Genomic DNA, 26,969 nt, shown 5'->3' on the forward strand with positions numbered 1-26,969 from the left:
GTCAGAGGATGCTTTGTCCGTTCGCTACGGAACGTGGGCCTAACCGGTTAAATATTTTTGAAAGGAGAAAGTAATGAGAAAGGAAAAAATCAAATTCACTGATTGTAACGGAGAAGTTTTAAATGAGATGGACTCGGTAGAATATGAGGGCGAAACGTATGTAATTGAGAGGTTTTATAAGAATACGGCGGTCCTAGTTAATTTAAGTGGTAAATCAAGTTGGACTCGTCGAGCATTTGACTTTGTATCCATGCAAATGATGAAGAAGGTACAGCCTGGTTAAATTTGAAAGGAGAATTTTAAATTGAAATTTACACCGAAAGAGCTATTAAAAACGAAAGATGAAAGAGGAGCTGACTTTGTCAAATTGGTTGAAATTGGCGGAGAGGATGTTGCAATGATTTTAAGTGGCTACATAGTGTCATTGGACATCCCTGATGAGTTGATCAAGGAGAAGCTAGATGAAAAAGCCCAGACGAAAAATGATTAAGCTACTGCAAGAGGAAATAATTCATTATAGCAGCAAAGCAGGAGCAATTGATTTTAGGGATGCAACAACAGATAAAATTGTTATTTAAGCTTAATCAGTGAGAATTATTAAGCAATTAATCGTATTGATCAGCTAAGAGCAGAAATTAAATGATGGTGTTAATAAATATGCTTTTATTGATGTTAAGAACCGTATTCTATATGCAAGTGTGATAAGGGAGGGGAGACATTAGAGCAAATAAAAATTAGCACAATTATTAATCATGCTAATTAAAATTGAAATTAATTTAGTATTGCTACGCTTAAAGTGAGATAAGATGCAAAAATAATCCATATTAAGTAAGGAACCATAAGGATAGATGCTAAACGACTATTTTTGTAAAAATGAATTATACAGCTTAATACAACGAGGTCTAATACGATAATTATTAAAAAGCCTAACCAATAGGCACTAACTTTAAAGAAAATAATACTCCAAACAAAGTTTAAAATTAACTGGGTAAGAAAAAGTGAATAGTCAATTAATTTAATATGTTTAGGGTAAACCTGTTGGTATATTAAATAGCCAGAGATGCCAATTAGTGCGTAAAGTATAGGCCATACAATTCCAAATAGATAGGTTGGTGGAGATAAGGCGGGAAGACTAAGATGATTGTAGATGGCTTTAATGTCACCCGCAAAAAATGCTGATAGACTTCCAATAAACTCTATAACCAATATAAAAACAATCAAACGGATCCAACTTAATTTTTCTTTTTTCGTGTATTCGTACATTAAATTGCCCCCTTTGATACAATTTTACCATTAAATTCAATTTTTAGGTTGGTGATAGATAGCAATTAGGATCATATGAAAAAATGTTAGGGATCTTAAGGCGAAGAAAGCAAAAATGGTTCTAGATAAAAATTAAAACAATTTGAATTAATTTTATCGTTTCAATAATTATGAGGGGATGAATAAATGGGTGTACCTAATTATATGAGATATAAGATATCTGAACATGCATTTGATAGAATGCAAAAAAGGTTTGGAATACCACGTGATGAAGCACAAAGATGGATTGAACGCTTTTTACAGAATGCTACTTTTTATGCAAGTCAAGAAGCCGGAAAACAAAAATTTAAGTGGAATGAAATTACAGCAATCTTAAATGTAAATGATTATGTCGTGATTACAATCTATCCAAAATCAATTGAAGCTGATAAAACAGTAACTAGACAAATTAACCCAGAAATCAAAACAGTTATTAACCGTTCCCTTGGAGAATTTGTTAAGGCAAAGCGTAACCAGCTTTTAGTCAAAATAAACGGGCCAATGATTGAACTATATGACAGCTGGAGATTGTTGGAAAAAGATAGCAGTCAAGTGGATTTTAGGCAAAAATTGAATATCGTCAATGAGTTAATCAATAGGAATGATCTAGTGGTTGAGGAAGCAGAGCAAATTATTGGCAAGGAGGTGAATTGATTAGTGAAAAGATCAACATTTAATTACATTGCAGACATAATACGTGAATATCCAACATCTGAAATGTACATCAAGAAGCGTGAAGATGAGCTGATAAACAGGTTTCAGGAGTTTAAAGATGAAAATGTTGGCGGTGGTCGAGCACAGAATAAAAAAGATGAGGGTGTTGAGTGCATGGCGATTACGCTAGCTGAGGACAGACGATTAAATAATCTCAAAAGAAATGAAGAAGCTGTTCGGAAAATTTTAGAGTCGTCTGACCCAGTAACGCGAGATATTATCTATGAACTTTACTTAAGAGAAAACTGCATTTTAACGCTTGAGGGGATTGCGCAAGAAGCTCACCTGTCAGGTACAGCTGTGAAGAAAAGAAGACTAAAATTTTTTGAAAAAGTGGCAGCAGAGTTGGGTTTATAGTTTCTAGATTAATAGAGTTGATGAAAAGTGTCCAAAAAGTGTCCAATTAGCATTAAATTAAGTGTCAAAATGATAGCATAAGAAACTTAGGGATGAGTTTCCGGGTTATCTCCGATATCAGATCAGCGGTCGATCGAGCCGCTATTTATGTAGTAAATGAGGGACATCCCTCATGAGCTGCTAACAATCATTTAACGGATACTTGCTATCTGTTAGATACTAACTGACAACCGGGAAAGACCGATAAACACTCGTGTTAGTGTTTATCACTTCTGCAGCTGGAAGATAAAAACACTCGATTGTAGCGGAAAATACAGTCACTTGCTAGCGTAAACCGCAAAAAATATTTCTTTCTATCGCTAGCAAAAAAGAGAATGACATTTGATTTCGTCCATCGAAAGAAAATGGTGTTTGGATTGCGAAGTCGGTGAAATTCCGACATACATACTAGTCCGGAATGACATTAAACTATTATTTTCTCCCAAAAAATATTTTATCGGTAGCAATCAGTGATGGTTGCTATTTTTGTTGTATAATTTATGAGATAAAATAATAAATTTATGGGGGTAAAAATGAAAGACTTTATAGGTTTTATTATTTCAATTTGGAATAGTGCTACTTTTTGGAAATATACTACATTTGTGATAATACTGTGGGCCATATATAGGAAGGGTATTTCAATAAAAAAAGGAATGTACAAAAAAATTATTCTCTTACTGCTTATTTTGGCTATATTTTTATTTGCACTAACGATTTTTTATAATTCCAAAGATTTAGGCTCATTAGCGGATTGGATTAGTGCTATTGGAACGATAAGCGCTATATTTTCTGTAATCTGGCAAGTTAATAAACAAAAAAATATTGAGAGTGCATTAAAAATTATTGAAAAAAGGCCTAGATTTAGTGTCATGACTACTACAAGTCCTCTTGGCGAAACAATTGTTTTTGTAAAAAACAGTTTAAAAAAAGAAGATAATGGATATGGGTTAAAGTTAAAAAGTAAAAAAAGAAAAGATGCATATATTTGTATAAAAAACATTTCTGATAATGTCATATATAACTTTGATTTAAATTTGGGTTACAAATGTAACAAAGAGAAATTTAAATTTGAACATTGGAATTTTAAGGGAATATATCCAGGCCAAAGTGTAACCTTCTTGCCATCTTTTTGGTTTAAAGACGAAAATAATGACTGTATAATTAAAAGAATAATTATTAGATTTTATAGTGTAGCAAATGAAATAGGTTATTTTGAAGTAATGAATAAAGAAAAAAGCAAAAAAGAAATGTATAATTTTGATGAAGGTAAATATTACTTTGTAGAAGATACTGTAAAAGAGGTAGAGGAACTTTCTAAGGATACGATGATTAAAAAGGACAACAAACTTTGTAAATTATGTAGTGAATGTAAAAATAATGATATATACGCTACGCTTAGTACAACATTTAAAAACTTAAAGGATGAAAATGAAAGCTTATAATAGTAGCCATCGAGCTGCTTTTTTTGTACATAAAAATTAAGGATTTATATAATACGAGGAGGATTTAACTATGGATAAACCACATATAAGAATTGAAATAGATGATATTGGGAAAGTGCCAGCTGTTTATATTGATGATAAACGTATGGATTCCTTAGTTAGAGTAAATGTCAACTGGAATACAGCAGATCAAGACGGTGTTAAATTGAATTCATATAGCATTGAAGCATTAGGTGATAATAGCACACAGCAAGGATTTGGTCAGCAAGCATATTCAAAACTATGAGTAAACCTATTAAACTATCTCACATAAATGGCAAACCTGCTCTGGTTCCTTACGACGCTGCCAATCGTAAAGACAACGATCGTGCATATAATCAAAGACGGTCTACTAATCAAAGTAAGTACGTGGCGTTTTACAAGACCAGGGAGTGGTTGCATACCAGACAGCAAGTGCTAACTCGTGACTACCATCTATGCCAGCGATGCGGACTTGAAGGTTCATTAGTTGATCATATTGTTCCAAGCAAAGATGATTGGGAAGATCGGCTTAGCTTAGATAACCTTCAAACATTATGCAAAGATTGTCACAGCATTAAAACAAAACGTGAATGGATTAAGCACCACAAAGGAGCTGAGAGATACATGACTATCAAGATGGTATGTGGATTGCCTGGAAGTGGTAAGTCAACCTATGTCACTAAGCGCAGAACAGATCATGACTTGATATATGATTACGATGTGCTGATGTCAGCTCTATCAGGATTGCCATTGCATGAACGCAATCAAGACATTCATGATTATGTGATGTTGTTCTATGATCAACTATTACGCAAGCTAAGAGCTGAGAAGACATTCAACAACGTTTGGATAATACAGACTTATCCTGATGAGCAACTAGATACATTGCTATCTAACTATCATCTTGTTGATCACATACTAATCGATACAGACAAGCAGATTTGCATTGAAAGATTAAAAGAACAGAATCGTTTTAATGAAAACATGAATTCAGTTTTTAATGAATTTTCAAGAAAAGATTTTGGGAAGTTCCGACGCGTTCACTAGAAAAATCTTTGAAGCCCCCACCTAAAAGCATCGGGGCGGTGTTTTAAAAGTGTTCTTGAACGTACGCCCTCTTTTTTGCGTCCCAATTTCTATCAATTTTTAATTGTCTGGTGGTGGATGAAACCCAAAATTAATGAATGAAAGGGGTGAAAGTGGGGAATGGCTAGAAAACAAAAACTACTATCGAAATCAACAGCTAATTTAACTGTTTTACAGCAAGAGGCTAAATTTAAAGCGGAATTCTTAGCAGCAGATGGACTGCCAGAACTGCAAAAAACTCCGCCAAATCATTTAAAGGGAGCTGCAAAACAAGAATATAAAAGAATTGTCCAAAGCGTTGGAAAGTTGCCACTTAGAAATCTTGATAGAGCTGAACTTGAAAATTATTGCACATGGTATGGCATTTATAAACAAATTTCCTTAGAACTATCTGAATCTGACAAGGATGGGCGAGATAAATTAATTTCTCAACTTGATAAAGCCACAAAAAGCATTAAGGGCCTTGCATCTGACCTGGGATTGAATGTTAATTCGCGGATGCAGATGAATATGCCTAAAACTGATGAAGACAAGCCAAAATCAATTAAGGGGGTATTTGGATGACATTTGATAATCCAATGCCTTTTTTCGTTGATCGTGTTTCAGATGGGTCTTTGATTGTAGGCAAAGCTGTTAACTCAGCAGTCAAAAGGCACCTTAATGATTTAAAAAAATCTGATTGGCGATGGAAATTTGATGAAAATCTTGCGGGTAAAGCAGTTAAGTTCATGGAATTGCTTCCTGATCCTAAAACGGGAAAACCAAACGAATTAGCACCATTTCAAAAATTTATAATTGGTTCAATTTACGGGTGGGTTGATAAAAATAATCCATCAATCAGACGATTCACTGATGTTTTTATTTCAATGGCTCGGAAAAATGGCAAATCATTGCTTATTTCGGGCGTTATTCTTTATGAATTTTTGTTTGGGAAAACGCCGCCTAGAAATAGGCAGTTGTATACAGCTGCAAATGATAGAAAACAGGCAGGAATTATATTTGGGATGGTCAAGGATCGTTTAAAAGCGCTAATGGTTAAAGACGAAGGCATAAAACGTATGTGCCAGATTAAGCGTGATGAGATCATCAATCTGGATGATGGTTCTATCATACGTTCATTTTCAAGAGATGCAGGGCTGGTTGATGGTTATGAACCTCATGTGGCAGTTGTTGATGAATACGCAAATGCTAAGACGACAGACATGATTGAAACCTTAGCGTCAGGTCAGTTGTTGCTGCCAAGCTATTTGACTTTCATTATTTCGACCGCTGGTTTTGATATGAACGTTCCAATGTTCACTCAAAATTATCCTTATGCTAAAAAAGTCTTATCCGCAGAAGTTGAGGCTGACCGCTATTTCGCTTTCATCGCCGAACAAGATAGTGTTGAAGAAGTTAAAGATAGATCAACCTGGATTAAATCAAATCCATTGCTAGATGTTGATGCTTTAAAAGCTCAAATTACAGATTATTTATCAACTAAACTAAAGCAGGCAGAAAATGATGGTTCAATCAACAGCAAATTGATCAAAAATTTCAATATTTGGCGACAAGCCGCTGAGGATAGCTATATGGATATTCAAAATTGGAATGATGCAGAAATAGAACAGATAAATATTGACGGACAGCGCGTGTGGATTGGTGTTGACGTTGGAAAAACGTCAGATTTATTCGCAATTTCATGGATGATCCCTTGTGAAGGGTACTGGTATGCTGACAGTTTTGCATTTGTAGGAACTAAATACGGATTACAAGCAAAAATCAAAGCTGATCGACTTAATTATCCAGAATTAGAGCGCAAAAATGAATGTGAAATAACCACATTAGAATCAGGAGTAATTGATACTGAACGGGTCTTCAATTGGCTTGACGATTTCGTTGAAAAGCATCGGTTAGATGTTCAGGGGATCTGTTTTGACCCATATCAATATGGACCATTGCTAACTTTGATTGAAAAAAGACATCCTGAGTGGCAACAAATTGAAGTTAGACAAGGTACATTAACTCTCTCGATGCCGACTAAACAATTCAGAGATGATGTTTTGGAGAAACGTATCAGACATCCGGAAAATCAAATTCTTACATCGGCAGTTAATAACGCAGTGCTAAAAAGTGATAACAACGGTGTTAGGATTGATAAAAATAAATATGCAAATAAGATTGATGCCTTAGATGCGTTGTTAGATGCATATGCGGTATGCTTTAGAGAAAATATTGATGACTATTTAACCAATGAAGATGTGTTGAGTGATGATTTTGGATTCTAAGGGGGGTGGCTAAGTGAAAAGCTTATTTAAATTTTATCAATTAAATGAGCCACAGATTCTGATGATCTGTGGTTTTTTAATGCTTTCAATTGGAGCTTTTAAAACAAGTATAATTGTAGGCTGGTTTGTAACTGGCAGTTTGTTCATCGTTTTAGCTCTGCTCTCTGCTTGGATGGCAGGAAGGGGGTGAAATAAATGCTATTTAGAACTAAGGAACCTGAAAAACGTGATTGGGCGATGGACTTAATCAGTGATGGAGTAATTCCAGGCTATTCAACTGGTAGTTTTATAGGTATATCAGCTTTAAAAAACTCTGATGTGCTAACTGCTGTTTCAATCATTGCGTCAAACGTTGCTAGATTTCCTTTGCTGTTGCTTGATGAACAAACCGGGAAGCCTTTTGATAGTGGAGATTTAACATATCTGCTTAACAAAAAGCCAAATGCAATGTTAGATGGTTACCATTGGAAATTTATCATGACGATTAATGCACTGCTGGCCAATGATGGTGTTTCACGAATTGTCAGGGATCCAGTAACGCAGGAACCAGCGCTGATTCAATATTTTCCGCCTAGTCAAGTCTATATTGATGATTCAGATGTTAATAACATCAAATATGAATTTACACCGCTGGGAGCTAATCAAACCATTGTTGAGCCAGCTCAAAATGTGATTCATTTTAAATTTTTCACGTATGATGGCATTCATGGACGCTCGCCGCTTCTTAGCTTGAGAGATGAAATAAACTTGCAAGAGTCAGGCATTCAAACCCTTTCTAAATTTTTCCAAAGCGGGTTAAAAGGCGGAATTTTGAAAGTTAAAGGAAGGTTGAATAAAGAAGCCAGAAAAAAAGCTCGCGAAGATTTTGAATATGCTCAGCAAGGTGCGACAGGTGGTTCTCCAGTCGTAACAGATGACACTATTGATTATCAGACGCTTGAAGTTGATACAAATATTTTGCAGTTAATCAACTCGAACAACTATTCAACTTCCCAAATTGCCAAAGCTATGCATATTCCGGCTTACAAGTTGGGTGTTAATAGTCCTAATCAATCAGTAAAGCAGCTGAACGATGATTTTATTAAATCAGATTTGCCTTACTATTTTGAGCCAATTTCGTCTGAGATTGAATTAAAGATGTTGAATGATCAGCAAAGGCATCAGTTTAAAGTTCAATTTGATACCAGAAAAGAAACTGGGATGTCTGTTGCGGATGCCAAAAATGCTGTTGATGGTTCGTTGCTTGATCCAAATGAAGCACGATTCGAAATGGGTGTTAATAAGCGCGATGATCCTAATATGGATCGGATGCAGTCTAACTTGAATAATGTTTATCTCGACATGAAAGAGGATTATCAAAATCCTAATAAGCCTGATAATACAGTTAAAACAATCAATGAGCGTCGTAAAGCTCAAGGCCAGGAGCCAATTGAAGGCGGAGATGCAATTTATATGTCATCCAGTGATATTCCGGCAATAGATGTAAACGATACTGGTGGTGATTCTGATGACTCTTAAGCCTTTATATGGCTCTATGAATTCGACACTTGCTAAAACAATAGCCATGAACAATCCTAACTATTCCAAAATAGTTGAACCATTTGGAGACGCTGGTTCCTATGCTTTATATCCACAGAAGAAACCGGCAAAACAACATATCGTAAATATTCAAGATGAAGAAACGCTTGCGATTATGCAATTTGCGCAATCATACAGCAATTCTGATTTTTCAACTCTAAAAAATGAAAATTGGAATAGTGATGAAGAAACTTTTAATCAGGTTCAAACAATTAGTGATTTAGATGGTGAAAAATTAGTATATAAGCATTTGTACAATAAGTGGTATGGAATGAGCATGCTTGGAAGTGATGAAGTTAGTTGGAATATGCTAACACTCAATCAGAATAATAAGAATAAACTGTTTGCGTTTCCGTTGATGAAAGCACTTCTAAAACCGGTGGAGTTTCAAAATGTCGATCCGCTGAATTTAATCCCAAGTGATGGGTTCATGATCTTAATTCCTGATAGTCAAAATATAGATAGTGTTAAAAGCAAGCTGACTAGTATATCGGGCCTGTTTTTCTTTGCGGGCAAAATTTCAGACGGATCACAAGCAATTCAGGATGCTCAAACTATGAGTAATCTAAATGTACACGGCCAAGAGGTGGCTTCGATAATGATGAACAGCTACTCAATGATAACTAATTATGATTCAAGACTATCTAAAATTGATCCAGCAAATTATTCAATGAAAGGAGGTGGTATGTAAATGACAGTTGATTTAGAAAAACGCCAAGTATCGACAAAAATCAGTTTGAGAACAACAGATGATCAAGACGGCGCCCCACAACTGATTGAGGGCTACGCTTTAAAATTTAATCGGCAATCTGATGTTCTTGGTGGGGGTTGGGGGCCAACTTTTCGTGAAACAATTGATCCACATGCATTAGATAATACTGATATGTCAAATGTAGTCGCAACTTTTAATCATGACGAAAGCAAAGTCTTAGGCCGTACAGGAGTTAACTTACAACTTTCAGTTGATAATATTGGGCTTAAATTTCAAGTGCAACCTCCAGATACACAATTGGCACGTGACTTAATGACGAATATTGCTGCTGGAATTATTAATCAGTGTAGTTTCGCGTTCACGATACCTGATGAAGCTACTGCACAAGATTGGGAAGAATCAAACGAAGATGATGTTGATTATATCCGGAGTATTAATCAGATTGACCATCTCTATGATGTTTCAGTAGTGACTACACCAGCTTATCCTGATACAGAAGCAGTTGTTGGCCAACGGAGCAAAAAGCTAGTTGAAAACTTAATCAAGCAGAAGGATTCATGGAGACAAGAGCGAAAAAAGATGTTATTAGAACTAAAAAAACAAGAAATTTTAGATCAGATTTAAAAATCTGGTCTTTTTTAATACAAGAAATTAGGAGGGTCACATATGACTTTAGATGAAAAAATCAAGGCTTTAAAAGCCGATATTAAAGTTCAACGAGATAAACTGAGTGCAGATCAAGTTTCGCTTCGTAACTTAGTTGAAAAAGCAGAATCTGATGAAGATTTAGCTAAGGCAAAAGATGCAAGGGGTAAGGTTAATGACCTTAAAGAGGAAATTCGAAAGAACGAAGATACTCTTAAACTCTATCAGGGAGCTCTGGAAGGTGACGGCCACAAAAAAACAGTAGCAGGTCGAAATAATAGTGATCCAGAAAAAAATGATCGTTGCAAAGCTATTATTGAATATATCCGTTCAAAGGGTGTAAAACGTGACGGCTTGAAATTCGAAAAAACTGACGAAGGCACATTTGTTGTTATCAACAAACGTGATATTGTGCCAGCAACCGATGGTGTATCATCAACTGACGTTGCTAAAACAATTCCCGATGCTATTTCTTATAACCCGCAGCGTGAGATTCAAACAGTTGTTGATTTAAAAACATTTACTAACGTTTTTCAAGCCACAACCAAAAAAGGTAGCTACCCAACTGTTGCTAATGCGACAACAAAAATGGCAACTGTTGCAGAATTAGCTGCTAATCCAGCAATGGCAAAGCCTGATTTCGATGAAATTGATTGGGCAGTAGATACTTACCGCCAAGCACTGCCTATTTCTCAAGAATCGCTCGACGATTCAGAGATTGATTTGATGGACTTGCTTTCGACAAACGCTGATCAAATCAAATTAAATACAACCAATGATGCAATTTCATCAGTTTTGAAAACATTTACTGCTCAGACAGTAGCTTCTTTGGACGATTTGAAATTGGTTAACAATACCAAGTTAGATCCTGCATATGCCCGTACACTAGTAGTTACACAATCATTTTATCAGTGGTTAGATACCTTGAAGGATAGCAATGGTCGCTATTTACTGCAAGATTCAATCATTTCTCCAAGCGGCAAAGTTGTTTTTGGTATCCCCGTGGTAGTTGTATCGGACGAAACTCTAGGTGCTGCTGGAGAAGCTCATGCTTTCTTAGGTGACATCAAGCGTGCAGTGTTATTTGCTAACCGAGCTGATTTCATGATTCGTTGGGTTGACGATAATATTTACGGTCAATATTTGCAAGCTGGCATGCGTTTTGGAGTTGCAAAAGCAGATGAAAAAGCTGGCTATTTCTTAACTTACTCAAAATCCTAACGCCTGACGGTATCACTTTATCACAAAAGACAATGAGCGGTACTGTTGGAACTACTAAACAGGTAACCCGCTACACTGACACCTGATGGCGCTTCGGGAGATATAGCAGCAACATCTAGTGATACATCAATTGCTACCGTTGCTAAAAACAGTGATGGCAGTTTCACAGTTAGTTTGGTTGCGGCTGGTTCAGCAACAATCACGTTTGCTGCTGGCGATGTAACAAGCACATTAGCTGTCACTGTTAGTGCTGCTAGTTAGGGGGAATTTAAATGTCCCTTTTGACAGATGACCAGTTTGCAACCTTAAAACTTTATTGCAAAATAGACCAGGATTTTGATGATGACGTTTTAAAAAATCTAGTCGATTCAACGGGGTTAGAAATTGCAAGAGCGATTCAGGCAGACTCGGCTCCAGCAACTTTCATTAATGATCCTCGGTTTTTAATTGCATTGATGAAACAAGTCAAAGAAGATTACTACCAGCGTGGTTTAACGTCTGACAGTAGCTATCGAGCTGAACTTGCAAATGGAGTTGAAGACATTGTTAATCAAATGCGCGCAGAATTGAGTGATGACGATGAAGCTAACTAATATGACTGAAAGAATTACTTTTTTCAGTCTAAAGCCAGGTGTAATAAACGGAGTCCCGACTAATAATGTTAAAACAGATGAATTTACCTGTTGGGCGGAGGTTGCTAAGCTACCATACCGTGAATTTGTCAATAGCTCAACAGAGGTTGGTTATCGGAAAGAAACGCCTGTTTTTATCATAGCTTTTAAGCAAAAAAAAGAGATTCAAACAAATTGGCGAATACGTTGGAGAAATAAGGAATACGAAATCATTTCGATGGATCCAGACTATAAGACAAAAGATACGAATCAGATTGCGGGGAGAGTGATTAAATCATGAGCATTACTGGTGAAGCTGAAATGCTTCTTGCTGTTACTCAATTAACCGAGGGATATGATAGACGGGCCCGCAAAGCAGTTCGAAGTGGTGCCCAAATGTTTGCAGAAAAACTAAAAGCAGATACTCCAGTTTCTGAGGAAGATCATAGTGGACTAGGTCCATTAGCTGATCATATCAAAACCGGAAGTGTTTCAATTAAAACAGGTGATTATTCTGTGGACATTGGGTATGACACTGCTAAAGGTCGGATTGCTCACTTTCCTAACAGCGGAACGTCTAAACAGTCGCCACAGCATTTTATTGAAAAAACACAAAGCGAGATGCGAGAACCTGTTCTTGCTGAATTCATTAAAGATTTGAAGGTGAATTAATGTCTTTGCCGGAAAGTATTATTTACAATTTATTGGCTAACAACCAACAAATTGTAAATTTATTAAATGATATCAGAGGTGAACCAACGGATTTTCCTTATATTTTTATAGGGCAACCCAACGATACATTTACAATCTCAGATAATGCACCTTGGATAAGGATCACTCTAATACCCGATGATACAGCGTTGTATGCTGACGATGAACGGGTTATGCAGAAATATCGTGTCCAAGTAGACTTTTGGATTAATAAAACGGATTTGACTAACTTAGAAAAATTAGAGAGCTTAATTTATGAAATCCTTCATATTAATGGGATTGAGAGATATTATCGTAACCATGAACCAGACGCAGATATCGAAACATTAGAAATGGTTCAAGGAAATTTTGAAGGCTTTGCTTAAAGCCTATTTTTTATGCACAAAATCAAGGAGGAAACACAATGGGATTAGTAAAATTTGGTGCTAGCAATTTTGAGTATGGTGTCGTTGATGACACTACCAGTTTAGTTGCTACACCACGAAAAGTTCCAGGACTTTCAAGCGTGAAAGTCGATTTAACTAATGATTTAAAAAAGATTGCTGCTGATGATGGTCCTTATGCAGTTTTATCAGGTGGAATCACTGAAGCAAAAGAAACGATTGAGTTATATGACGTTGATTCTCAGATGAAGCAAGATTTATTCGGGATCAAGGTGGTGAAAGGCGTTGAAGTTTATCCTAAGGATATGATAGCAGCTAATGTTGCTACTTTATTTAAGACAAAATTGTCAAACGGTAAAAACTGCTGGGTAGCCTTACTTAAAGGAATGTTTTCTTTACCAAGCGTAGATACTAAGACTGTCGATGGAACTCCAGATCCAAATGCCGATTCAATTGAAGGAGAATTCATGCCTCGAGGTGATCAAGAAAATGTTGTTTTGATTGGTCGAGAAGATAATTCTGATTTTGATTTGACACAATTTAGAAAATGGGTATTCCCATCTGAAGCTGGTGATTTATTGATTAGTGCTACAAATGGTGGAAATACTGGCTCGTAAGGCGAATTCTAGAGTCTAGTTCGCTTTAAATTAATAGAGTCGCCTATGAAATACACAATAAACACGCAATGTGTTGGCGGCTAATATCAGGAGGAAATTATGGCTTACGAAATAGAATTAGATGTTGGTGGAGAAAAGAAGAAATTTGTTCGAAATGAACCACCGATGTTACGAGAAATGACAAAAGCTCTGATAGTTCAGCAACAACAATTAAAAATGTATTCAAAAAACGACGGGCCAAATGAAGATGATTTTAATAAAAACGAAAAAAACTTAGCAAATTTTGCGGTTTCTTTTTGGAAAAATCAATTTAAGGCCGATCAGTTTATTACAGGGTGTGACAAAAACAACATGGACATTTTGAATTCAGCCATTGCTGATTCTTTGGGCGGAGGAAATGAAGACAGCCCAAAAAAATCACAGCCCAAGACATCGACAAAGCAATAGATGCGATTAATGAATTTTATAAAGCTCGGATGCAAGAGGGCTACAAATTGCAAGAAATTGATGTACTTACCAGTGATGATTTAGATCACTTAATTAGCATTTATAAGGAGAAAGAAAAAACAATTGATCAAGCATTTCCTTGGCTATTTTAATTATAAAGGGGGATTCAAATGGCAAGTAGTTTAGGACATTTAGCCGCGACAGTTAGTCTTAATATTGACCCTTTTAAGTCGTCTGCAACAGCTTTAAAAGCACAAATCAAATCGACGACATCTGCTTTAAAAGCTCAAGAGCAAGCTATTAAAGGATCAGGAAGCAGCTTGAATAGTATGAAGGCTGCATATTCTACAATGGGTTCACAGATGAAGAACTATGAGGCTCAATTAGAACGGCAAAAGTCGGCTTACGAGGGATTACGCAATCAAACTGCATCAACCGCTGCTGAACAAGAAAAATTAACGGCTCGTCAAGCGAATGCTGCTAATCAAGTAAACAAAACATCTGCCAACATGGAAACTTTGCGTAATCGAATGGGGACTTTGAATAAATCAATAACTTTACAAAGTTCGGGATGGTATTCAGCTCAGCAAAAAGTTGGCGCTTTCAGAGATGCCGCGGGTAGAGTAAGCAGTACGTTAACACCAATTGGCGATACTATGACTACACATGTTACAGCGCCGATTATAGCTGGATTCGGGTATGCAATTAAATCTGCTTCCGATTATGAATATCAATTGGCTGATGTGAAGAAAGAAGTGCAAGCGCAAGGATATTCAGCAAGCCAAGTTAATTCGATAATGAAATCTCTGTCAAATGATACATTAGAATGGGCTCAAAAATATGGTGTTTCTACAAAAGAAATTAATGAAGGAATGTTTGAATTAGTTTCGAATGGCTATAATGTTAAGCAGGCCATGGGGATGATGCCGGAACTTTTGAAGACAATGACGGCTAATAGTGATAAATCAGGGACTTCAATTAAACTAACATCTTCTTTACTTGAGCAATTTGGATTGAATCTAGGATCAAATAACAGGGTCATAAAAAATGGTAATTCAATTATGAATCAAATGACTGAAGCTACACATAAATCTGCAATGTCATTGGAGGATCTTCAAACTATTTCTAGTAATGCAGGTGCTGCAATGCACGGGATGCATGTCAGCACAGCTGACTTTCTTGCTATATCAGGGAGGTTAGTGTCTGCTGGAATAGATGCTAGTTCAGTTGGTACGGGATTATCTAGTATGATGACTAGAATAGCAACTGGTACAGGTCAAGCGGCTGGAGATCTAAAAAAATACAATATAGCAATTTATGATTCACACCATAAAATGAGGAACATTTTAGATATTATGGGCAGCATGCAGAAAGCCTATAGAAAAATGAATGATGCTGAAAAACAAAAATTCTTATATGATGTTATGGGTCAGCAAAACATGAAGGTTGGAGCTACTCTCATGGATGCTAATCTTGGAAGGTATCGCAACTTATCAAAAGAAATTTCAAACTCTAATGGTACAGTTGATAAATATAATAAAACAATGCAACATACTTCAGAATTTACAATGCAGCAATTTAAAAGTAGCATTAATGCTCTTAGCATAGAAGTTGGTCAGAAATTATTGCCTACGTTTACACCGCTGATAAAACAAACTACAGGAGTTATTAAAGCATTCACTAAAATGGATAGTTCTACGCAGCAATCAATTATTAAATGGGGATTGCTTGCTGCAGCAGCCGGTCCTGTGATTGGAATATTGGGTAGATTTGCGGGTGCAGCGAGAGGCGTAGGAAGTGTTCTTTTCGGAACAATTGGTGCAATTAATAGAATGAGGTCAGCTGCAACGTTAGGCGGCAATGCAATGCAAATATTTAAGTCTGGTCTTTCTAAATCTGCGTTCGAAGCTGCAAGTTTTACTGGCGCTGCTGGAACTGCTGGTGGGGCAGCAACAGAGCTTGGTGCCGCTGGAGGAGAAGCTGCAGCTGGAATTAGTCTGTTAAATCCTGTTGTTTTAGGTGTCACAGCAACAGTTGTGGCCGGAGCAGCAGTATGGGAGATTTGGGGTAAAAAAGCTTATGAATCACAACAGAGAACTAACAAGTGGGGTTCAGATGTTGGACAACAGGCTGACTCTGCACTAACTAAATTTCAAGGATTTAGCAGCAAAGCTGGAAGTTCACTAACTGATTTTGAAAAGGCTAGCCAAACTAGTACCAAGAGTGTTTCTAAAGATTTTAGCGATATGTATTCAGATATGCAAAAGGATTCTCAGAACACTATCTCTCAAATGAAAAAAGATATGCAAGGGTTGCCAAGCTCAGTCCAAACAGATTTAAAGAAAGACGTTAAGCAGCGACAAAAATATAATGCAAAGGTTTTGTCGGATGCAAAAGAAAATTATACCAATGCTGAAACAATTTTAAAGGCTCATAATGGCAAAATGTCCGATTTATCGGATACAGAAAGAGCTGCGCTACTAAACTATCAGCAGCAGATGAATGAAGACGAAATTAAATTATTAAAACTTAGTGGAAGTAAAAAGAAGAACATTTTAGCTGCCTTGAATGGCGATATCAGTAATATGACACACAATCAGCGAAATACTACTATTAATGAACTAACTTCTTCAATGCAGAAAGAAAACAAACTATACAATGATCAGAAAGCTAAAATTGATTCAATGTATAGCAAAGGAGAAATTTCTTCTAAGCAATATGCTCAAGCTTTAAAAGACTTGCAAACGGTTCATAAGTCTACAACTGATGGTATGGCAGCGGCAATCTTAAAACTTGATAAAGCAAACGGTGCTTCAAAATCACAGATTGAACAAGATTTGTTGAATGTGGGGTACACATATAAACAAGCTGCCGCTATTATTAAACAGCAAAATACCAATATGGCTAATAGTACCTCACTAGTTGTAGCTGGTGTTTCAAACATGAGTGGCAAAGTAAAAACTGCTGCACAGACATGGAATAGCTTAGTCTTTGATCCTAAAACAGGTAAAGTTAAAATTAATGCTCAGGATGAAGTTAATAAAGCTGTTCAAAGCAAAAATCAATGGAATCAGATTCAACTGCTTGAAAGAAAAGGCAAAATGAGCAGTAATGCGAAAACTATGGTTGCGGACGCCTTAATCCAAACTGGCAAGTGGAATTCGCTCAGCTTTAAACAACAAAAAGCTTGGATTCAGTCAAATGCCGGAACAGAAATTTATAAAGCATTATCTGCTAATGGAAAGTGGAATACTATGAGCTTCGCAGCAAAAGAAGCCGTGATTAATGCTAAAGGTTTACCACAATTGGCAAATGCGATTGTGAAATACAATCTTTGGAATGACTTGCCAACTAAAGTCAAAGAACTTTTAGCTACTGATAAGACAGCTTCAGCTACATTGAAAAATGCTGGGATTAATGTTGACTCATATAATAGTAAGAACCCAAAGCATAAAGTACTAACCGGCGATTCGTCCAGCGTTGACAGTGCATCAAGCAAAGGTAAAAACTCGATTAATACTTTTAATAGCACTGCTCCGTTAGGCAAAAGATTTCAAGGTAATTCTTCAAGCGTGGATAGTGCATCATCAAGTGGCCGTAACTCGGTCACAAGGTTTAGAGACACTTCACCTGGAGGGTCAAAAAGCTTACGAGCTAGAGATAATGCTTCAGGTCCTGCTTCGTCTGCTAGGAGTGCTGTTTTGCAATTCAGCTGGCTAGGGGATCATACAGTTACTCTGACGACAGTTAAAAGAACGGTACATGAGGTTGTTAATAAAGTTAGCTCATTTTTTGGAAACTTATTCGCGACTGGTACTGAAGATGCTCCTGAAGGAATGGCTGTTTTGGGCGATGGCGGCAGAAATGAGCCATATTTAACTCCAAGCGGAAGCCTTGGAATTTCTCCAAATGTGCCTACTCCATATTATTTGGAAAGAGGTACGAGAGTATGGCCATCAATTCAAGCTTTCAAACAAGACATTCCACATTATGCTAATGGAACATTGGGACATAACGGAGCTGTTAACACTTTGCTTGAAGCACGGCCGACTATTAGCAAAATGGCTGACACAAATGTTACTTTTAATAGTAATAATGCTGATGTAGTTGCAGTTCTCCAACAACAAATGACATTGCAAAAATCGCAAATAGCTTTGCTTAGTCGTTTACTGAATGCAGCTACTAGTCCTAGTTCAACTCAAAATAATCGGAGTTTGATACGATCAATATCTCAGCAAATAAATTCGCTCAATGTTGATCAGAAAAGAGGTAGTTTAGCGTGATAAGCACATTCGATTTTAACGGTCATAACTCAAAAGAATTTAATATGTATATCAATGCTGAAATAAACATCTCAAGTTCACAGCCTGATTATTCAACAATCGAAGTTCCAGGACGCGATGGTGATCTAATTTTGCCTAACAACAGATATAAGTCTTTTAGCCAGACTGTACCTGTTATTTTTTTAGGCAAATATAATGATACGATGTCAAAAATAGAACAAGCTCGTAGATGGCTACTAAGTGATACTGGATTTCATGATTTTAAGTTATCGAGCGATTCTGGATATACGTATCGAGTGGCATATCTTGGGAATTTTGAAGTTAAAAAAGCGACTGACGAATTAAGTGCTGATTTAAGTTTTGAAATGATGCCTTACAAGTATCTTAACGGTGGCCTGAACAGTCAAACTATTTCGAGCGGGACTACCTTGACTAACTCAGGTAGTATTCCTGCTTTACCACTGTTAAAAATAACCGGCAGTGGTGATATAACGGTAACTCTAGGCAGCCAGATGGTTTCTTTAAAAGGCGTTGATACAGGTATTATTTTGGATTGCGATTCGCAATTGTGTACTAGCTTAGATGGAACAAGAACTCAATTTGATAAGTTATATAGCAATTTCCCTAACTTACCGGTTGGAAATACAAAAATTAGCTGGTCGGGGACAGTTAGTGATTTTGAAATAACTCCGAGATGGAAGGTGAGAACGTGAGCGTACCGGTTTTATATGAAGCCAATACTACCAATTTCTTTAATAAGGGCTTGGGAACATTGCCAGATGCACTAACAGCTGTGGTGACGGAGGAGCGAAATGGAGAATTTATTTTCGAGATGACCTATCCTGCTGACGGGGCTAGAGCAGATTTACTTGAAAATAATCGAATAATTAAAGTAGACGCTGGTCATGTTTTAATAGATCAGCGTTTTGTTATCAAAAAAACTACTCCGCAAATGAGTGAAGATGGCAAAATTTACATTGATGTATATGCGGAACATATCTCCTATATCACTAATGATTTAGCATTAAAACCAAGCGTGACTGTTAGCGGATCAGCTAATGATGCAATGCAGCAATGGCAAAAAGCTATTATCGATAGCAATGAAATAACTGCTGATTCTGATATCACAACTAGCAATTCGACAGCTTGGACAATTGATAAGGTTCAGACTGCTCGCCAGGCTCTAGGTGGTGTTGATGGTTCGATTCTAGATGTGTGGGGCGGTGAATATCTTTTTGACAATCTCCATATTAGTTTAAAAAAGCAACGAGGAAGCTCGGCCAACGCTTTGCTAGCGTATGGTCGCAATATCACAAGTTTTCAACAAGAAGAAAATATTGAGAATACTTACACATCAATTTATCCTTATGCAACTTTAAATTCGTCAAGTGGAGATACTTCATCTCTCTATACAATTGATAATTATGTAGTTGACAGTCAGTATGTTGGCAATTATCCCAACAGAAAAATTTTGCCAGTTGATTTCAGCAGCAACTTTGAAAATGTCAAAGTTGGGACTAAGGCAAGTGATGCGAGTGATAGTGATACTACTGTTTATATGACAGTAGCTGAAGTGCAATCACAATTGAAAGCCTTAGCTCAGCAATATATTACTAATAATGATGTTGGCATTCCCACTGTTTCAATTAGCGTTTCATTCGAGGATTTATCTAAGACGAGTAACTATGCTGATGTAGCACCACTTGAGCAATTAGATTTGTGTGATATTGTGCCCGTTAGATTTACTAAATTAGGCATTGATACGACTGCTAAAGTGACTCATGCTGAATGGAATGTATTGACGGATTCATATGACAAAATTGAATTAGGTAGTATTACACCAACATTAGGTCAGACGCTAAATACGTTAACAACAGTTGCTCAAGCAGCCAAGCAGGTAGCACAAGATGCGCAAAATAACGCCACAATTGCATGGCAATCGGCTGATGGAAAGACTACTACTTTTAAAGGGAGCAGCTCTCAGGCCTTCCCAACTGCACAGCATATTGGAGATTTATATTGGCGAGAAAATGGTGATACTACTGAGGTATATATTTGGGATGGCTCAGAGTGGGCGTTTCAATTTTCGAATAAAACTGGCCAAAACATTAGTGAAGCTGTTGATAAAGCTATGGCCGAAGCAGATACAGCTAAACAAAATGCCAACACTGCGGTTGAAACTGGGAATCAAGCATTAACTAAAGCTCAAACCGGCATTGATACAGCTAATGCAGCAGCGGATAATGCTAGCACAGCTATGTCTAATTCCAGTACTGCTATAAATAATGCTAAATCAGCTATGACAGATGCTGCTACCGCAATTAGTACGGCCAATAATAGTTCAGACATCGCAAATGCCGTTCAGCAACAAGTTACGACATTAAAAGACGGTTCAACCATGACCATCGCTGATTTAGCCAATGGACTGGCATTAAAATTAGTCAAAAGTGACTTAAATGGATATGCTACTCAATCTTGGGCGTCTAACCAAATCACAGTGACTGCCAATGGCCTACAATCCCAAGTAGCCTCGGTTAAAAGTACTGCTGATAAAGCCACTACTGATATTACTACCTTAAATCGACGAGCTAACGGTTGGGATAGCACGATATCTAGTTTGAGCACAAATAAGGCTGATCAGACTTGGACAACTAATCAGATTAAAGCTAGTGCTGACAGTTTGAATGTGAATATTTCTAAAGTTCAGACACAAGTTAGCTCTTTAAATTTTGGAAGCTATAATATTTTGAATGGCACAGGTATGGATGATAGTACTACTAAATTACATCAAGGAGTCGGTGGAATAAGCTATGCTGTAACTATTAATAGTGATAGCTCTTCTCCAACTGGAAAGTCTTTTACTTTAGCAAGAACTGATGGAGGTACTACTCAAGGTGGTGCTTATTGGGAAGTTCCTGCTCCTTTGACAGTTGGTAAACAATATAGTTGGACTATTTGGGCTAAAGGAACTGGTAGTTTAAATATGGTGGGGTGTGAACAAGGTGGGCAGATGTCTATTACATTAACCAGCGCATACACCAAGTATACCAAAACTTTTACAGCGACAAGTAGTCAATATAGTCAATTCACATTTTATGGTAATGATGGAAATATCAATGCTACTTTTCTACCAATAGTCTTAATTGAAGGAAATATCTCGCCAAGTTGGTGCCGGTCTGTTTCTGATACAGCAACTGTTACCGAGGTAACAAACCTATCAATCGCACTAGATGGTATCAAGCAAACGGTATCTAAGAAAGCCGACAATGATACGTTTAACAGCTATAAAACTCAGACCGCAACGTTAATAGGCTCTAAAGTGGCATCTAACGATTTTAATTCATATAAAACTCAAACAGATAACGCCTTGTCACAGAGAGTAACAAGTGCATTGTTCAATTCATATCAGACTCAGACGGATAAAGCTATTCAGCAAAGAGTAACAAGTGCTACGTATAATGCAGAAGTTACAACTTTGAGTAATATGATTAATTCAAAAGTTAGTCTAAATGATATAACCGTTGGTGGAACTAATTTAATACCTTTAGGCAATATTGTTACAGCGACGTCAACACAAACAAGTTATGACTCTACAAATGACATTAGAACTATTACTGTTGCAAATGGTGCTGGTGGTTCTTGGGGTGGTGGTTTGCAAAATAATGCAGTTACCAAGCATGAAATACCTTGGGGGCAGTCGTACACCTATTCTGTAGAGATTAAACCTAGCGTTGATGGACTAATCTGGAATAGTGATACAAACACATATCCTTATGGTGTTAGCGCATGGGGAGGTAATGACAACGATAATGTAAGCCGCAGGAGTAGTAATAGTTCTATGGGCGGTGGAACAGGTACAAAGCTTATTCCAAATGTCTGGAATAAAGTATGGGTTACCATAATTAACTCTGACAGTAGGAATAGCAATAAAGTAAGCCTGTACGATAATAGTACAATTTGTGTAGTTAACACGACAGGTAGTACTGTTACGGTCTTATTTAGGCACTTCAAAGGTGAACTTGGGAATGTACCAACGGATTACTCGCCGGCTCCTGATGACATTAATTCCCAAATCCAACAGCTTTCAGATAACATCAACCTGCGTGTTGTTAAGAATGACGTAATCAATCAAATCAACCTTTCTACAGAAGGAATTTTAATTGCTGGGAAAAAAGTTCATATTAGCGGCCAAACTACAATAGACAATGCTGTTATTAAGTCTGCGATGATTGATTCAATTTCTGCTGACAAAATTACAGCGGGCACGCTTAATGCGGCTAACGTTAATGTAATTAACTTGAATGCAAACAATATCAGTAGTGGTACGCTAAGCGGCGACTATATCAGTGGTGGCACAATTACTGGTGTTTCGTTCCATCAGTCTAGCTCAGGTCATGATACTTGGATAGACGGTAACGGTGTACATGATTATGATGGTTCAGGCAACAATGCTTGGATTCAAAAAGGTAATATTCAGGTATATGACAATGCTGGTCAAGGTATGTTCATGAAAGGTGGCAAATTGATACTTTCAAACTTGGATGTTTGGGGAACAATTGCAAGTATGTCGAGCGGTACAAAACCGCCCGTTGACGATTACGGAGTTATCGAACACGGCGTTGGCATGGGACTCGGCGGTATCAAAATTCACGGTGGTGGCGGATCGGCGTTGTTGACTGACAACGATGGAAAGCAAGCAGGCGTGATCGATACAGGATATTATGGCATTGTTGACGGCGGCGGTGTTAGCGCAAGCTGGAATTTAGCAATGCTTGGTGGTGATCAAGATTGGTGTGCAGCTATAAAGGCAGGAAAAAATTACGGAAACTACATCGCTGATCAGCCTAGTTTGCTGGTTGGAACTGCCGACTGGCCTAGTTACACCGGTTCTACTAGCACACCGGGGAAAAATATCGTTGCGCAAGCAAACGGAATTTGGTTGTATTCGATAGGCGAAACTCATGTCGACTGTTCAAGTTTTTATTTTGCGGGGGCACATTGTGATGGGGGTTCCTTATATAATGCTAGCTATAACGGCTGGTGGATGCGAGACAAGAGCGGGAATCTGACAACCGTACACGCACAATCATTTGCTAATTCTTCACTTTTAAGCTTGAAAACTAACATTTCTGAAATTGATTCATTAACAGCATTAAATAAAATTAATCAAACTAGAATCTATGATTATCAGTATAAATCAGATGTCGAGCGAGGCTCATCTAAACATTATGCGAGTTATGTCATTGATGATATTAATGACGTCTCCCAATATACTGAACCCGATGAATTTTTATCAGAGGATAAAAAGGGTCGTGACGATGGTACACAATTAGCCTATGCAACGTTAGCTATCCAAGAATTAAGTAAACAGATTGAAGAAATAAAAAAACAAAATCAAGAATTAAAACAAGAAATTGAGAATATAAAACAAAAATAGGAGAGTGATTTTCATGGAAATCAAAGCAAATAGTATCAATTACACGTTGGATCAGGACGGCGCTACAACTGTTGTAGCGATCGGGCTATATGGAACAGACAACGCAGGACAATATGTCAACGCCACGGTTAAAGTATTGCCGGACGATACAGATAAGGCGCTGGATAGTTTATCAAAGAATGATTTAGTAGCACTTGCTAAACCAAAACTGATTAAATTTTTTAGTTCAGATGCTGCCTAAAAGGCGGTGATCGCAAATGGAACAGGTCGTGATGATGGAACTATTTTAGGGTATGCTGTAGCAGCCATCCAAGAATTAAATAGTAAGATAAGTAGTTTAGAAGCAGGACTTAAACAATTAAAGGAGAACGCAGCATGACAAAATTATTAACTTTCAAAAATTACGAAATTATTATCGTAGCAAATACTTTAGGAAACTTTGATTTAAAGAACAAAGGATCACGTGGCCGTAACAAGCTTATTAAGCGTCTTGCAGAGAAAGCTAAAGAATACAATAACGACCTTGAGGACATTAAAAAGCCTTATTACAAGAAGAATAAAAAAGGCGAGATGATTGTTAAGAACAATGAGTATATTCCTTTAGACGGAGCAAACCTTGAAAAATTAAAAGAAGAAGTCAAAGAATACAATGATGAAACCGTATCAATTAACTTTACTGAATATTCTGAACAATACAAAGCTTTATGGAAACAACTTGGAGCTTACGAAAAGGAACTGAAGGGAGTTGAGGCTGAGGTATACGATATTGTGCTAGATCAATTAGATGCTGCTTTTGAAAATGACAAAGAAAAGGAAGGTAAATAATTATGGAAATTAAATTAAACAGGCTTTCATATCAAATTGACAATGACGGTAACACCTCGAGCGTTTCAGTTGGCCTAAATGGTTCAGATAGTGGCGATGCAGTCAGTGCTACTTTACAGATTACTTCTAGTGATTTAGCAACAGGCAAGACTTTTGACGACATGACTAAGGCTGATTTTGAGACACTAGCTAAAACTAAGTTAGCTAACTTAACTGCTGTCAAGACTGCTTAATATAAAAATGAAATTTTTTATCAGAATTAAAAATGCATTGTTGATGTGCTTGCCGTTTTGGGTAGCGCTATTTTTATTGTCAAAATTAGTATAAGTAGGTGATTGAATGTGCATAGAATTTTAGGACTTGGTTGGGACGAATGGGCATCGATTATTGTTATCATTTCGACAATTTTCGGTGCCTTTTCGTACACTGGAAAAAGTATGTTAAAGCGTTACGTTAAGGAGCCAATGGATGGTATTCGAGATGATTTACAAAAGTCACACAAGATGCAACAAAAGAATATCGATGCCCTTGAAAAACGTGAAGCTCAACAAGATAAATTGCTTGATCAGCATGACAAAATGTTGCTTAAGCACGATTTGAAAATTAATAATTTGGAGGAAAAATACAAATGAAGGAATTTAAAAAGATGTTAGCAACTAACATTGGTAAGCCAAGCTTTTGGATTCAGTTGGCTACAGTTATGATTGTACTGTTTGTGCTGATTGCTAAATATGGTTTCCATGTGATTTTTAGCCAATCAGATGTTATTATTATTGGTCTTCTATTAAGTTCAGCATTAGGATTTGCAGGTAGTTTTACTGGAAACAAAGCTTTAATTGAAGCTTCCAAATCAATTGATACATCTGGAATTGAAAAGAAGATTGAAGAGATTAGTGCGGTAGTCGATAAATTGACAGAAGTGAATACTGATTCTAAGGCTAATTCGCTTGGGATTGTTTTAGACAAAGATGGAAACATTGTTGGCACGGATACACCGAAGGAGGGCTAGTTCAATGAAGAAACTTTTAACTGGGGTAGGAGCGGCGGCAGCTGCTCTTTTTTTATGCGCACAATTAGCTTCAGCAGATACGTTGCCAGTCTATGATATGTCAGAGTGGCAAGGTCAGAAAACTGAACAACAATTTAAAAATGTCAAATCGGAAGTTTCTGGATTGATTATCCGTCAACAGTACGGTTCAAACTACATTGACAAGTACGCTTCATATAATACAAGTATGGCTGACAAGGTCGGTGTTCCTTATGGCCAATATGCTTATGCTCGTTTTGTTTCAGCCGACGATGCTCGTCAGGAAGCTAAGGACTTTTACAATCGGTCTGATAAGGATGCAAAGTTTTATGTATTAGACTTTGAAGAAAATACTGTTAAATATGGTACTACTCAAGCGGCAGTGCAAGCTTGGTTAGATGAGATGAAGTCATTGACTGATAAACACATCGTTTTCTATTCATATCGAAGTTTAGCTAACCAATACGTTGGTCAAACACTGATTAATAAATTTGACGGCTACTGGTTAGCAGCTTACCAGGGTGCTTGGCCAAACCCACGAAATTATGATATGTGGCAAAATAAAGATAATCAATCTTCGGTAGCGTTCGCGACCTCACTAGATAGTTCGTTAGTTGATACTAATCGGAAGTCTGTTAGCTGGTGGTTTGGGTCTGAAGCTAAAACGCAAAATAAGAAACTCAATAACGACAGTCGCAAGCAAGGTTTTAATGTTGGCCAGAATGTCGTTTTAAAACAATCGGCAACAAAGTGGTATCAACCTAGAGTAAATATTGCCAGTTACGCAAAGGGTCAGACTTATACGATTAAAGACACGCAAGATTTAGTTTTGAGTAAGTCTAACCAAGCGGTTTTGCTTTATAAAGGAAGTACACCAATGGGTTGGGCATTAGCACAAGACGTACAGCTGACCAGTTCGAATGTATCTAGCCAGCATAGTAGAACATACACTGTTCGTTCTGGTGATTCCTGGTGGGAGATTGCTAAAAAGTACGGTATGTCAATGTATACTTTGGCTAGCTTAAATGGCAAGTCAATTAATAATACGATTTATCCCGGTCAAGTTCTGAAAATTAGCGAGTCTGAAGCAACAAGTTCAAAAGTTTATTATACAGTTAAAAAAGGTGATACTGTTTCAGGTATTGCTAGCCAGTACGGTGTTTCAGTTAGCCAGATTAAGAGTTTGACTGAGCTAAAGAATGTCAATTTGATTTATGTTGGACAGTCATTAAGGGTTAAATAGC

33 protein-coding genes are annotated in these 26,969 nt (G+C 37.1%); 32 read left to right on the forward strand and 1 reads right to left on the reverse strand.

Going from position 1 to position 26,969, the window contains the following annotated elements:
• Nucleotides 1–73: 73 nt before the first annotated feature.
• Together G6O73_RS03055 and G6O73_RS03060 are read left to right on the forward strand one after the other, a co-directional pair.
• Nucleotides 74–283, forward strand: a complete 210-nt coding sequence (locus tag G6O73_RS03055) for a hypothetical protein (protein ID WP_057885848.1) — start codon at nucleotides 74–76, stop codon at nucleotides 281–283.
• Nucleotides 284–304: 21 nt separating this feature from the next.
• Nucleotides 305–490, forward strand: a complete 186-nt coding sequence (locus G6O73_RS03060) for a hypothetical protein (protein WP_057885849.1) — start codon at nucleotides 305–307, stop codon at nucleotides 488–490.
• Between the two features lie 281 nt (nucleotides 491–771).
• Here the strand turns inward: G6O73_RS03060 and G6O73_RS03065 are convergent, their stop codons facing one another.
• Complete coding sequence (locus tag G6O73_RS03065; protein WP_057885850.1) at nucleotides 772–1,263, reverse strand: TspO/MBR family protein; 492 nt, start codon at nucleotides 1,261–1,263, stop codon at nucleotides 772–774.
• Between the two features lie 186 nt (nucleotides 1,264–1,449).
• On the opposite strand from G6O73_RS03065, the gene G6O73_RS03070 reads away from it, so the two are divergent.
• The 30 genes from G6O73_RS03070 to G6O73_RS03205 all read left to right on the forward strand — a co-directional run bounded on the left by G6O73_RS03070 (nucleotide 1,450) and on the right by G6O73_RS03205 (nucleotide 26,968).
• Nucleotides 1,450–1,956: a hypothetical protein gene (locus G6O73_RS03070; protein WP_057885851.1), complete on the forward strand. Its 507-nt coding sequence runs from the start codon at nucleotides 1,450–1,452 to the stop codon at nucleotides 1,954–1,956.
• A gap of 3 nt (nucleotides 1,957–1,959) precedes the next feature.
• Nucleotides 1,960–2,373 carry a hypothetical protein gene (locus G6O73_RS03075; protein WP_057885852.1) on the forward strand — a complete coding sequence of 138 codons (414 nt, stop codon included), beginning with the start codon at nucleotides 1,960–1,962 and terminating at the stop codon, nucleotides 2,371–2,373.
• Between the two features lie 572 nt (nucleotides 2,374–2,945).
• Nucleotides 2,946–3,854: a hypothetical protein gene (locus tag G6O73_RS03080; protein ID WP_057885853.1), complete on the forward strand. Its 909-nt coding sequence runs from the start codon at nucleotides 2,946–2,948 to the stop codon at nucleotides 3,852–3,854.
• A 70-nt stretch (nucleotides 3,855–3,924) separates the two neighbouring features.
• Nucleotides 3,925–4,140 carry a hypothetical protein gene (locus G6O73_RS03085; RefSeq protein WP_057885854.1) on the forward strand — a complete coding sequence of 72 codons (216 nt, stop codon included), beginning with the start codon at nucleotides 3,925–3,927 and terminating at the stop codon, nucleotides 4,138–4,140.
• Nucleotides 4,137–4,922, forward strand: coding sequence for an HNH endonuclease (locus tag G6O73_RS03090; protein ID WP_057885855.1), 786 nt, complete (start codon nucleotides 4,137–4,139; stop codon nucleotides 4,920–4,922). The genes G6O73_RS03085 and G6O73_RS03090 overlap by 4 nt, the downstream gene beginning before the upstream one ends.
• Before the next feature lie 159 nt (nucleotides 4,923–5,081).
• Complete coding sequence (locus G6O73_RS03095; RefSeq protein ID WP_057885856.1) at nucleotides 5,082–5,525, forward strand: P27 family phage terminase small subunit; 444 nt, start codon at nucleotides 5,082–5,084, stop codon at nucleotides 5,523–5,525.
• 14 nt (nucleotides 5,526–5,539) lie between these two features.
• Entirely contained in the window at nucleotides 5,540–7,228 is a 1,689-nt protein-coding gene (locus G6O73_RS03100; protein ID WP_057886215.1) for a terminase large subunit, read from the forward strand.
• A gap of 13 nt (nucleotides 7,229–7,241) precedes the next feature.
• Complete coding sequence (locus G6O73_RS03105; RefSeq protein ID WP_157056681.1) at nucleotides 7,242–7,418, forward strand: hypothetical protein; 177 nt, start codon at nucleotides 7,242–7,244, stop codon at nucleotides 7,416–7,418.
• 5 nt (nucleotides 7,419–7,423) lie between these two features.
• Nucleotides 7,424–8,746 (forward strand): phage portal protein, encoded by a 1,323-nt coding sequence (locus G6O73_RS03110; RefSeq protein ID WP_083478500.1) that lies wholly within the window; start codon nucleotides 7,424–7,426, stop codon nucleotides 8,744–8,746.
• Nucleotides 8,736–9,497, forward strand: coding sequence for a hypothetical protein (locus G6O73_RS03115; RefSeq protein ID WP_057885857.1), 762 nt, complete (start codon nucleotides 8,736–8,738; stop codon nucleotides 9,495–9,497). The genes G6O73_RS03110 and G6O73_RS03115 overlap by 11 nt, the downstream gene beginning before the upstream one ends.
• Nucleotides 9,498–10,142 (forward strand): HK97 family phage prohead protease, encoded by a 645-nt coding sequence (locus tag G6O73_RS03120; RefSeq protein WP_057885858.1) that lies wholly within the window; start codon nucleotides 9,498–9,500, stop codon nucleotides 10,140–10,142. It abuts the gene before it with no gap.
• A gap of 42 nt (nucleotides 10,143–10,184) precedes the next feature.
• Nucleotides 10,185–11,384, forward strand: coding sequence for a phage major capsid protein (locus G6O73_RS03125; protein WP_057885859.1), 1,200 nt, complete (start codon nucleotides 10,185–10,187; stop codon nucleotides 11,382–11,384).
• Between the two features lie 129 nt (nucleotides 11,385–11,513).
• Complete coding sequence (locus G6O73_RS12735) at nucleotides 11,514–11,645, forward strand: hypothetical protein (RefSeq protein ID WP_235805087.1); 132 nt, start codon at nucleotides 11,514–11,516, stop codon at nucleotides 11,643–11,645.
• A gap of 11 nt (nucleotides 11,646–11,656) precedes the next feature.
• Nucleotides 11,657–11,977 (forward strand): head-tail connector protein, encoded by a 321-nt coding sequence (locus tag G6O73_RS03135; RefSeq protein ID WP_057885861.1) that lies wholly within the window; start codon nucleotides 11,657–11,659, stop codon nucleotides 11,975–11,977.
• 1 nt (nucleotide 11,978) lies between these two features.
• Complete coding sequence (locus G6O73_RS03140) at nucleotides 11,979–12,296, forward strand: head-tail adaptor protein (protein ID WP_245002966.1); 318 nt, start codon at nucleotides 11,979–11,981, stop codon at nucleotides 12,294–12,296.
• Complete coding sequence (locus G6O73_RS03145; protein WP_057885863.1) at nucleotides 12,293–12,667, forward strand: HK97-gp10 family putative phage morphogenesis protein; 375 nt, start codon at nucleotides 12,293–12,295, stop codon at nucleotides 12,665–12,667. The genes G6O73_RS03140 and G6O73_RS03145 overlap by 4 nt, the downstream gene beginning before the upstream one ends.
• Nucleotides 12,667–13,071 carry a hypothetical protein gene (locus G6O73_RS03150; RefSeq protein ID WP_057885864.1) on the forward strand — a complete coding sequence of 135 codons (405 nt, stop codon included), beginning with the start codon at nucleotides 12,667–12,669 and terminating at the stop codon, nucleotides 13,069–13,071. Before G6O73_RS03145 ends, G6O73_RS03150 begins: the two co-directional genes overlap by 1 nt.
• Before the next feature lie 38 nt (nucleotides 13,072–13,109).
• Nucleotides 13,110–13,706, forward strand: a complete 597-nt coding sequence (locus G6O73_RS03155) for a major tail protein (protein WP_057885865.1) — start codon at nucleotides 13,110–13,112, stop codon at nucleotides 13,704–13,706.
• A 99-nt stretch (nucleotides 13,707–13,805) separates the two neighbouring features.
• Nucleotides 13,806–14,153 (forward strand): phage tail assembly chaperone G, encoded by a 348-nt coding sequence (gene gpG / locus G6O73_RS03160; RefSeq protein WP_057885866.1) that lies wholly within the window; start codon nucleotides 13,806–13,808, stop codon nucleotides 14,151–14,153.
• A gap of 29 nt (nucleotides 14,154–14,182) precedes the next feature.
• Nucleotides 14,183–14,305, forward strand: a complete 123-nt coding sequence (locus G6O73_RS12945; protein ID WP_268871646.1) for a hypothetical protein — start codon at nucleotides 14,183–14,185, stop codon at nucleotides 14,303–14,305.
• An 18-nt stretch (nucleotides 14,306–14,323) separates the two neighbouring features.
• Nucleotides 14,324–18,436, forward strand: coding sequence for a phage tail tape measure protein (locus G6O73_RS03165; RefSeq protein ID WP_057885867.1), 4,113 nt, complete (start codon nucleotides 14,324–14,326; stop codon nucleotides 18,434–18,436).
• Nucleotides 18,433–19,149 carry a phage tail domain-containing protein gene (locus G6O73_RS03170; protein WP_057885868.1) on the forward strand — a complete coding sequence of 239 codons (717 nt, stop codon included), beginning with the start codon at nucleotides 18,433–18,435 and terminating at the stop codon, nucleotides 19,147–19,149. The genes G6O73_RS03165 and G6O73_RS03170 overlap by 4 nt, the downstream gene beginning before the upstream one ends.
• The gene (locus G6O73_RS03175) at nucleotides 19,131–23,873 is read left to right on the forward strand and encodes a phage tail spike protein (protein ID WP_083478501.1); all 4,743 of its coding nucleotides are present in this window, start codon (nucleotides 19,131–19,133) and stop codon (nucleotides 23,871–23,873) included. Before G6O73_RS03170 ends, G6O73_RS03175 begins: the two co-directional genes overlap by 19 nt.
• Nucleotides 23,874–23,886: 13 nt before the next feature.
• Nucleotides 23,887–24,114 carry a hypothetical protein gene (locus tag G6O73_RS03180; protein WP_057885870.1) on the forward strand — a complete coding sequence of 76 codons (228 nt, stop codon included), beginning with the start codon at nucleotides 23,887–23,889 and terminating at the stop codon, nucleotides 24,112–24,114.
• Between the two features lie 6 nt (nucleotides 24,115–24,120).
• Nucleotides 24,121–24,252: a hypothetical protein gene (locus tag G6O73_RS12950; protein WP_268871647.1), complete on the forward strand. Its 132-nt coding sequence runs from the start codon at nucleotides 24,121–24,123 to the stop codon at nucleotides 24,250–24,252.
• Nucleotides 24,249–24,698: a DUF1617 family protein gene (locus tag G6O73_RS03185; RefSeq protein WP_057885871.1), complete on the forward strand. Its 450-nt coding sequence runs from the start codon at nucleotides 24,249–24,251 to the stop codon at nucleotides 24,696–24,698. Before G6O73_RS12950 ends, G6O73_RS03185 begins: the two co-directional genes overlap by 4 nt.
• Before the next feature lie 2 nt (nucleotides 24,699–24,700).
• On the forward strand, nucleotides 24,701–24,931 hold the full coding sequence (locus tag G6O73_RS03190; RefSeq protein ID WP_057885872.1) for a hypothetical protein: 231 nt from the start codon (nucleotides 24,701–24,703) through the stop codon (nucleotides 24,929–24,931).
• Between the two features lie 108 nt (nucleotides 24,932–25,039).
• Nucleotides 25,040–25,330: a hypothetical protein gene (locus G6O73_RS03195; RefSeq protein WP_057885873.1), complete on the forward strand. Its 291-nt coding sequence runs from the start codon at nucleotides 25,040–25,042 to the stop codon at nucleotides 25,328–25,330.
• A complete protein-coding gene (locus G6O73_RS03200) occupies nucleotides 25,327–25,707 on the forward strand; it encodes a hypothetical protein (protein ID WP_057885874.1) in 381 nt (126 codons plus the stop codon). Before G6O73_RS03195 ends, G6O73_RS03200 begins: the two co-directional genes overlap by 4 nt.
• A 4-nt stretch (nucleotides 25,708–25,711) precedes the next feature.
• Nucleotides 25,712–26,968 carry a LysM peptidoglycan-binding domain-containing protein gene (locus G6O73_RS03205; RefSeq protein ID WP_057885875.1) on the forward strand — a complete coding sequence of 419 codons (1,257 nt, stop codon included), beginning with the start codon at nucleotides 25,712–25,714 and terminating at the stop codon, nucleotides 26,966–26,968.
• The last annotated feature ends 1 nt before the right edge of the window (nucleotide 26,969 follow it).

The sequence above is a fragment of the Liquorilactobacillus nagelii DSM 13675 genome, from assembly GCF_019444005.1.
GTDB lineage: Bacteria > Bacillota > Bacilli > Lactobacillales > Lactobacillaceae > Liquorilactobacillus > Liquorilactobacillus nagelii.

What these genes read in the sequence shown, in the direction of transcription:
- G6O73_RS03055 (WP_057885848.1), top strand. Translation starts at nt 74, where the DNA reads ATGAGAAAGGAAAAAATCAAATTCACTGATTGTAACGGAGAAGTTTTA.
- G6O73_RS03065 (WP_057885850.1), bottom strand. Translation starts at nt 1,263, where the DNA reads ATGTACGAATACACGAAAAAAGAAAAATTAAGTTGGATCCGTTTGATT.
- G6O73_RS03070 (WP_057885851.1), top strand. Translation starts at nt 1,450, where the DNA reads ATGGGTGTACCTAATTATATGAGATATAAGATATCTGAACATGCATTT.
- G6O73_RS03080 (WP_057885853.1), top strand. Translation starts at nt 2,946, where the DNA reads ATGAAAGACTTTATAGGTTTTATTATTTCAATTTGGAATAGTGCTACT.
- G6O73_RS03085 (WP_057885854.1), top strand. Translation starts at nt 3,925, where the DNA reads ATGGATAAACCACATATAAGAATTGAAATAGATGATATTGGGAAAGTG.
- G6O73_RS03090 (WP_057885855.1), top strand. Translation starts at nt 4,137, where the DNA reads ATGAGTAAACCTATTAAACTATCTCACATAAATGGCAAACCTGCTCTG.
- G6O73_RS03095 (WP_057885856.1), top strand. Translation starts at nt 5,082, where the DNA reads ATGGCTAGAAAACAAAAACTACTATCGAAATCAACAGCTAATTTAACT.
- G6O73_RS03100 (WP_057886215.1), top strand. Translation starts at nt 5,540, where the DNA reads ATGCCTTTTTTCGTTGATCGTGTTTCAGATGGGTCTTTGATTGTAGGC.
- G6O73_RS03110 (WP_083478500.1), top strand. Translation starts at nt 7,424, where the DNA reads ATGCTATTTAGAACTAAGGAACCTGAAAAACGTGATTGGGCGATGGAC.
- G6O73_RS03115 (WP_057885857.1), top strand. Translation starts at nt 8,736, where the DNA reads ATGACTCTTAAGCCTTTATATGGCTCTATGAATTCGACACTTGCTAAA.
- G6O73_RS03120 (WP_057885858.1), top strand. Translation starts at nt 9,498, where the DNA reads ATGACAGTTGATTTAGAAAAACGCCAAGTATCGACAAAAATCAGTTTG.
- G6O73_RS03125 (WP_057885859.1), top strand. Translation starts at nt 10,185, where the DNA reads ATGACTTTAGATGAAAAAATCAAGGCTTTAAAAGCCGATATTAAAGTT.
- G6O73_RS03135 (WP_057885861.1), top strand. Translation starts at nt 11,657, where the DNA reads ATGTCCCTTTTGACAGATGACCAGTTTGCAACCTTAAAACTTTATTGC.
- G6O73_RS03140 (WP_245002966.1), top strand. Translation starts at nt 11,979, where the DNA reads ATGACTGAAAGAATTACTTTTTTCAGTCTAAAGCCAGGTGTAATAAAC.
- G6O73_RS03145 (WP_057885863.1), top strand. Translation starts at nt 12,293, where the DNA reads ATGAGCATTACTGGTGAAGCTGAAATGCTTCTTGCTGTTACTCAATTA.
- G6O73_RS03150 (WP_057885864.1), top strand. Translation starts at nt 12,667, where the DNA reads ATGTCTTTGCCGGAAAGTATTATTTACAATTTATTGGCTAACAACCAA.
- G6O73_RS03155 (WP_057885865.1), top strand. Translation starts at nt 13,110, where the DNA reads ATGGGATTAGTAAAATTTGGTGCTAGCAATTTTGAGTATGGTGTCGTT.
- gpG (WP_057885866.1), top strand. Translation starts at nt 13,806, where the DNA reads ATGGCTTACGAAATAGAATTAGATGTTGGTGGAGAAAAGAAGAAATTT.
- G6O73_RS12945 (WP_268871646.1), top strand. Translation starts at nt 14,183, where the DNA reads ATGCAAGAGGGCTACAAATTGCAAGAAATTGATGTACTTACCAGTGAT.
- G6O73_RS03165 (WP_057885867.1), top strand. Translation starts at nt 14,324, where the DNA reads ATGGCAAGTAGTTTAGGACATTTAGCCGCGACAGTTAGTCTTAATATT.
- G6O73_RS03175 (WP_083478501.1), top strand. Translation starts at nt 19,131, where the DNA reads ATGGAAGGTGAGAACGTGAGCGTACCGGTTTTATATGAAGCCAATACT.
- G6O73_RS03180 (WP_057885870.1), top strand. Translation starts at nt 23,887, where the DNA reads ATGGAAATCAAAGCAAATAGTATCAATTACACGTTGGATCAGGACGGC.
- G6O73_RS03185 (WP_057885871.1), top strand. Translation starts at nt 24,249, where the DNA reads ATGACAAAATTATTAACTTTCAAAAATTACGAAATTATTATCGTAGCA.
- G6O73_RS03190 (WP_057885872.1), top strand. Translation starts at nt 24,701, where the DNA reads ATGGAAATTAAATTAAACAGGCTTTCATATCAAATTGACAATGACGGT.
- G6O73_RS03200 (WP_057885874.1), top strand. Translation starts at nt 25,327, where the DNA reads ATGAAGGAATTTAAAAAGATGTTAGCAACTAACATTGGTAAGCCAAGC.
- G6O73_RS03205 (WP_057885875.1), top strand. Translation starts at nt 25,712, where the DNA reads ATGAAGAAACTTTTAACTGGGGTAGGAGCGGCGGCAGCTGCTCTTTTT.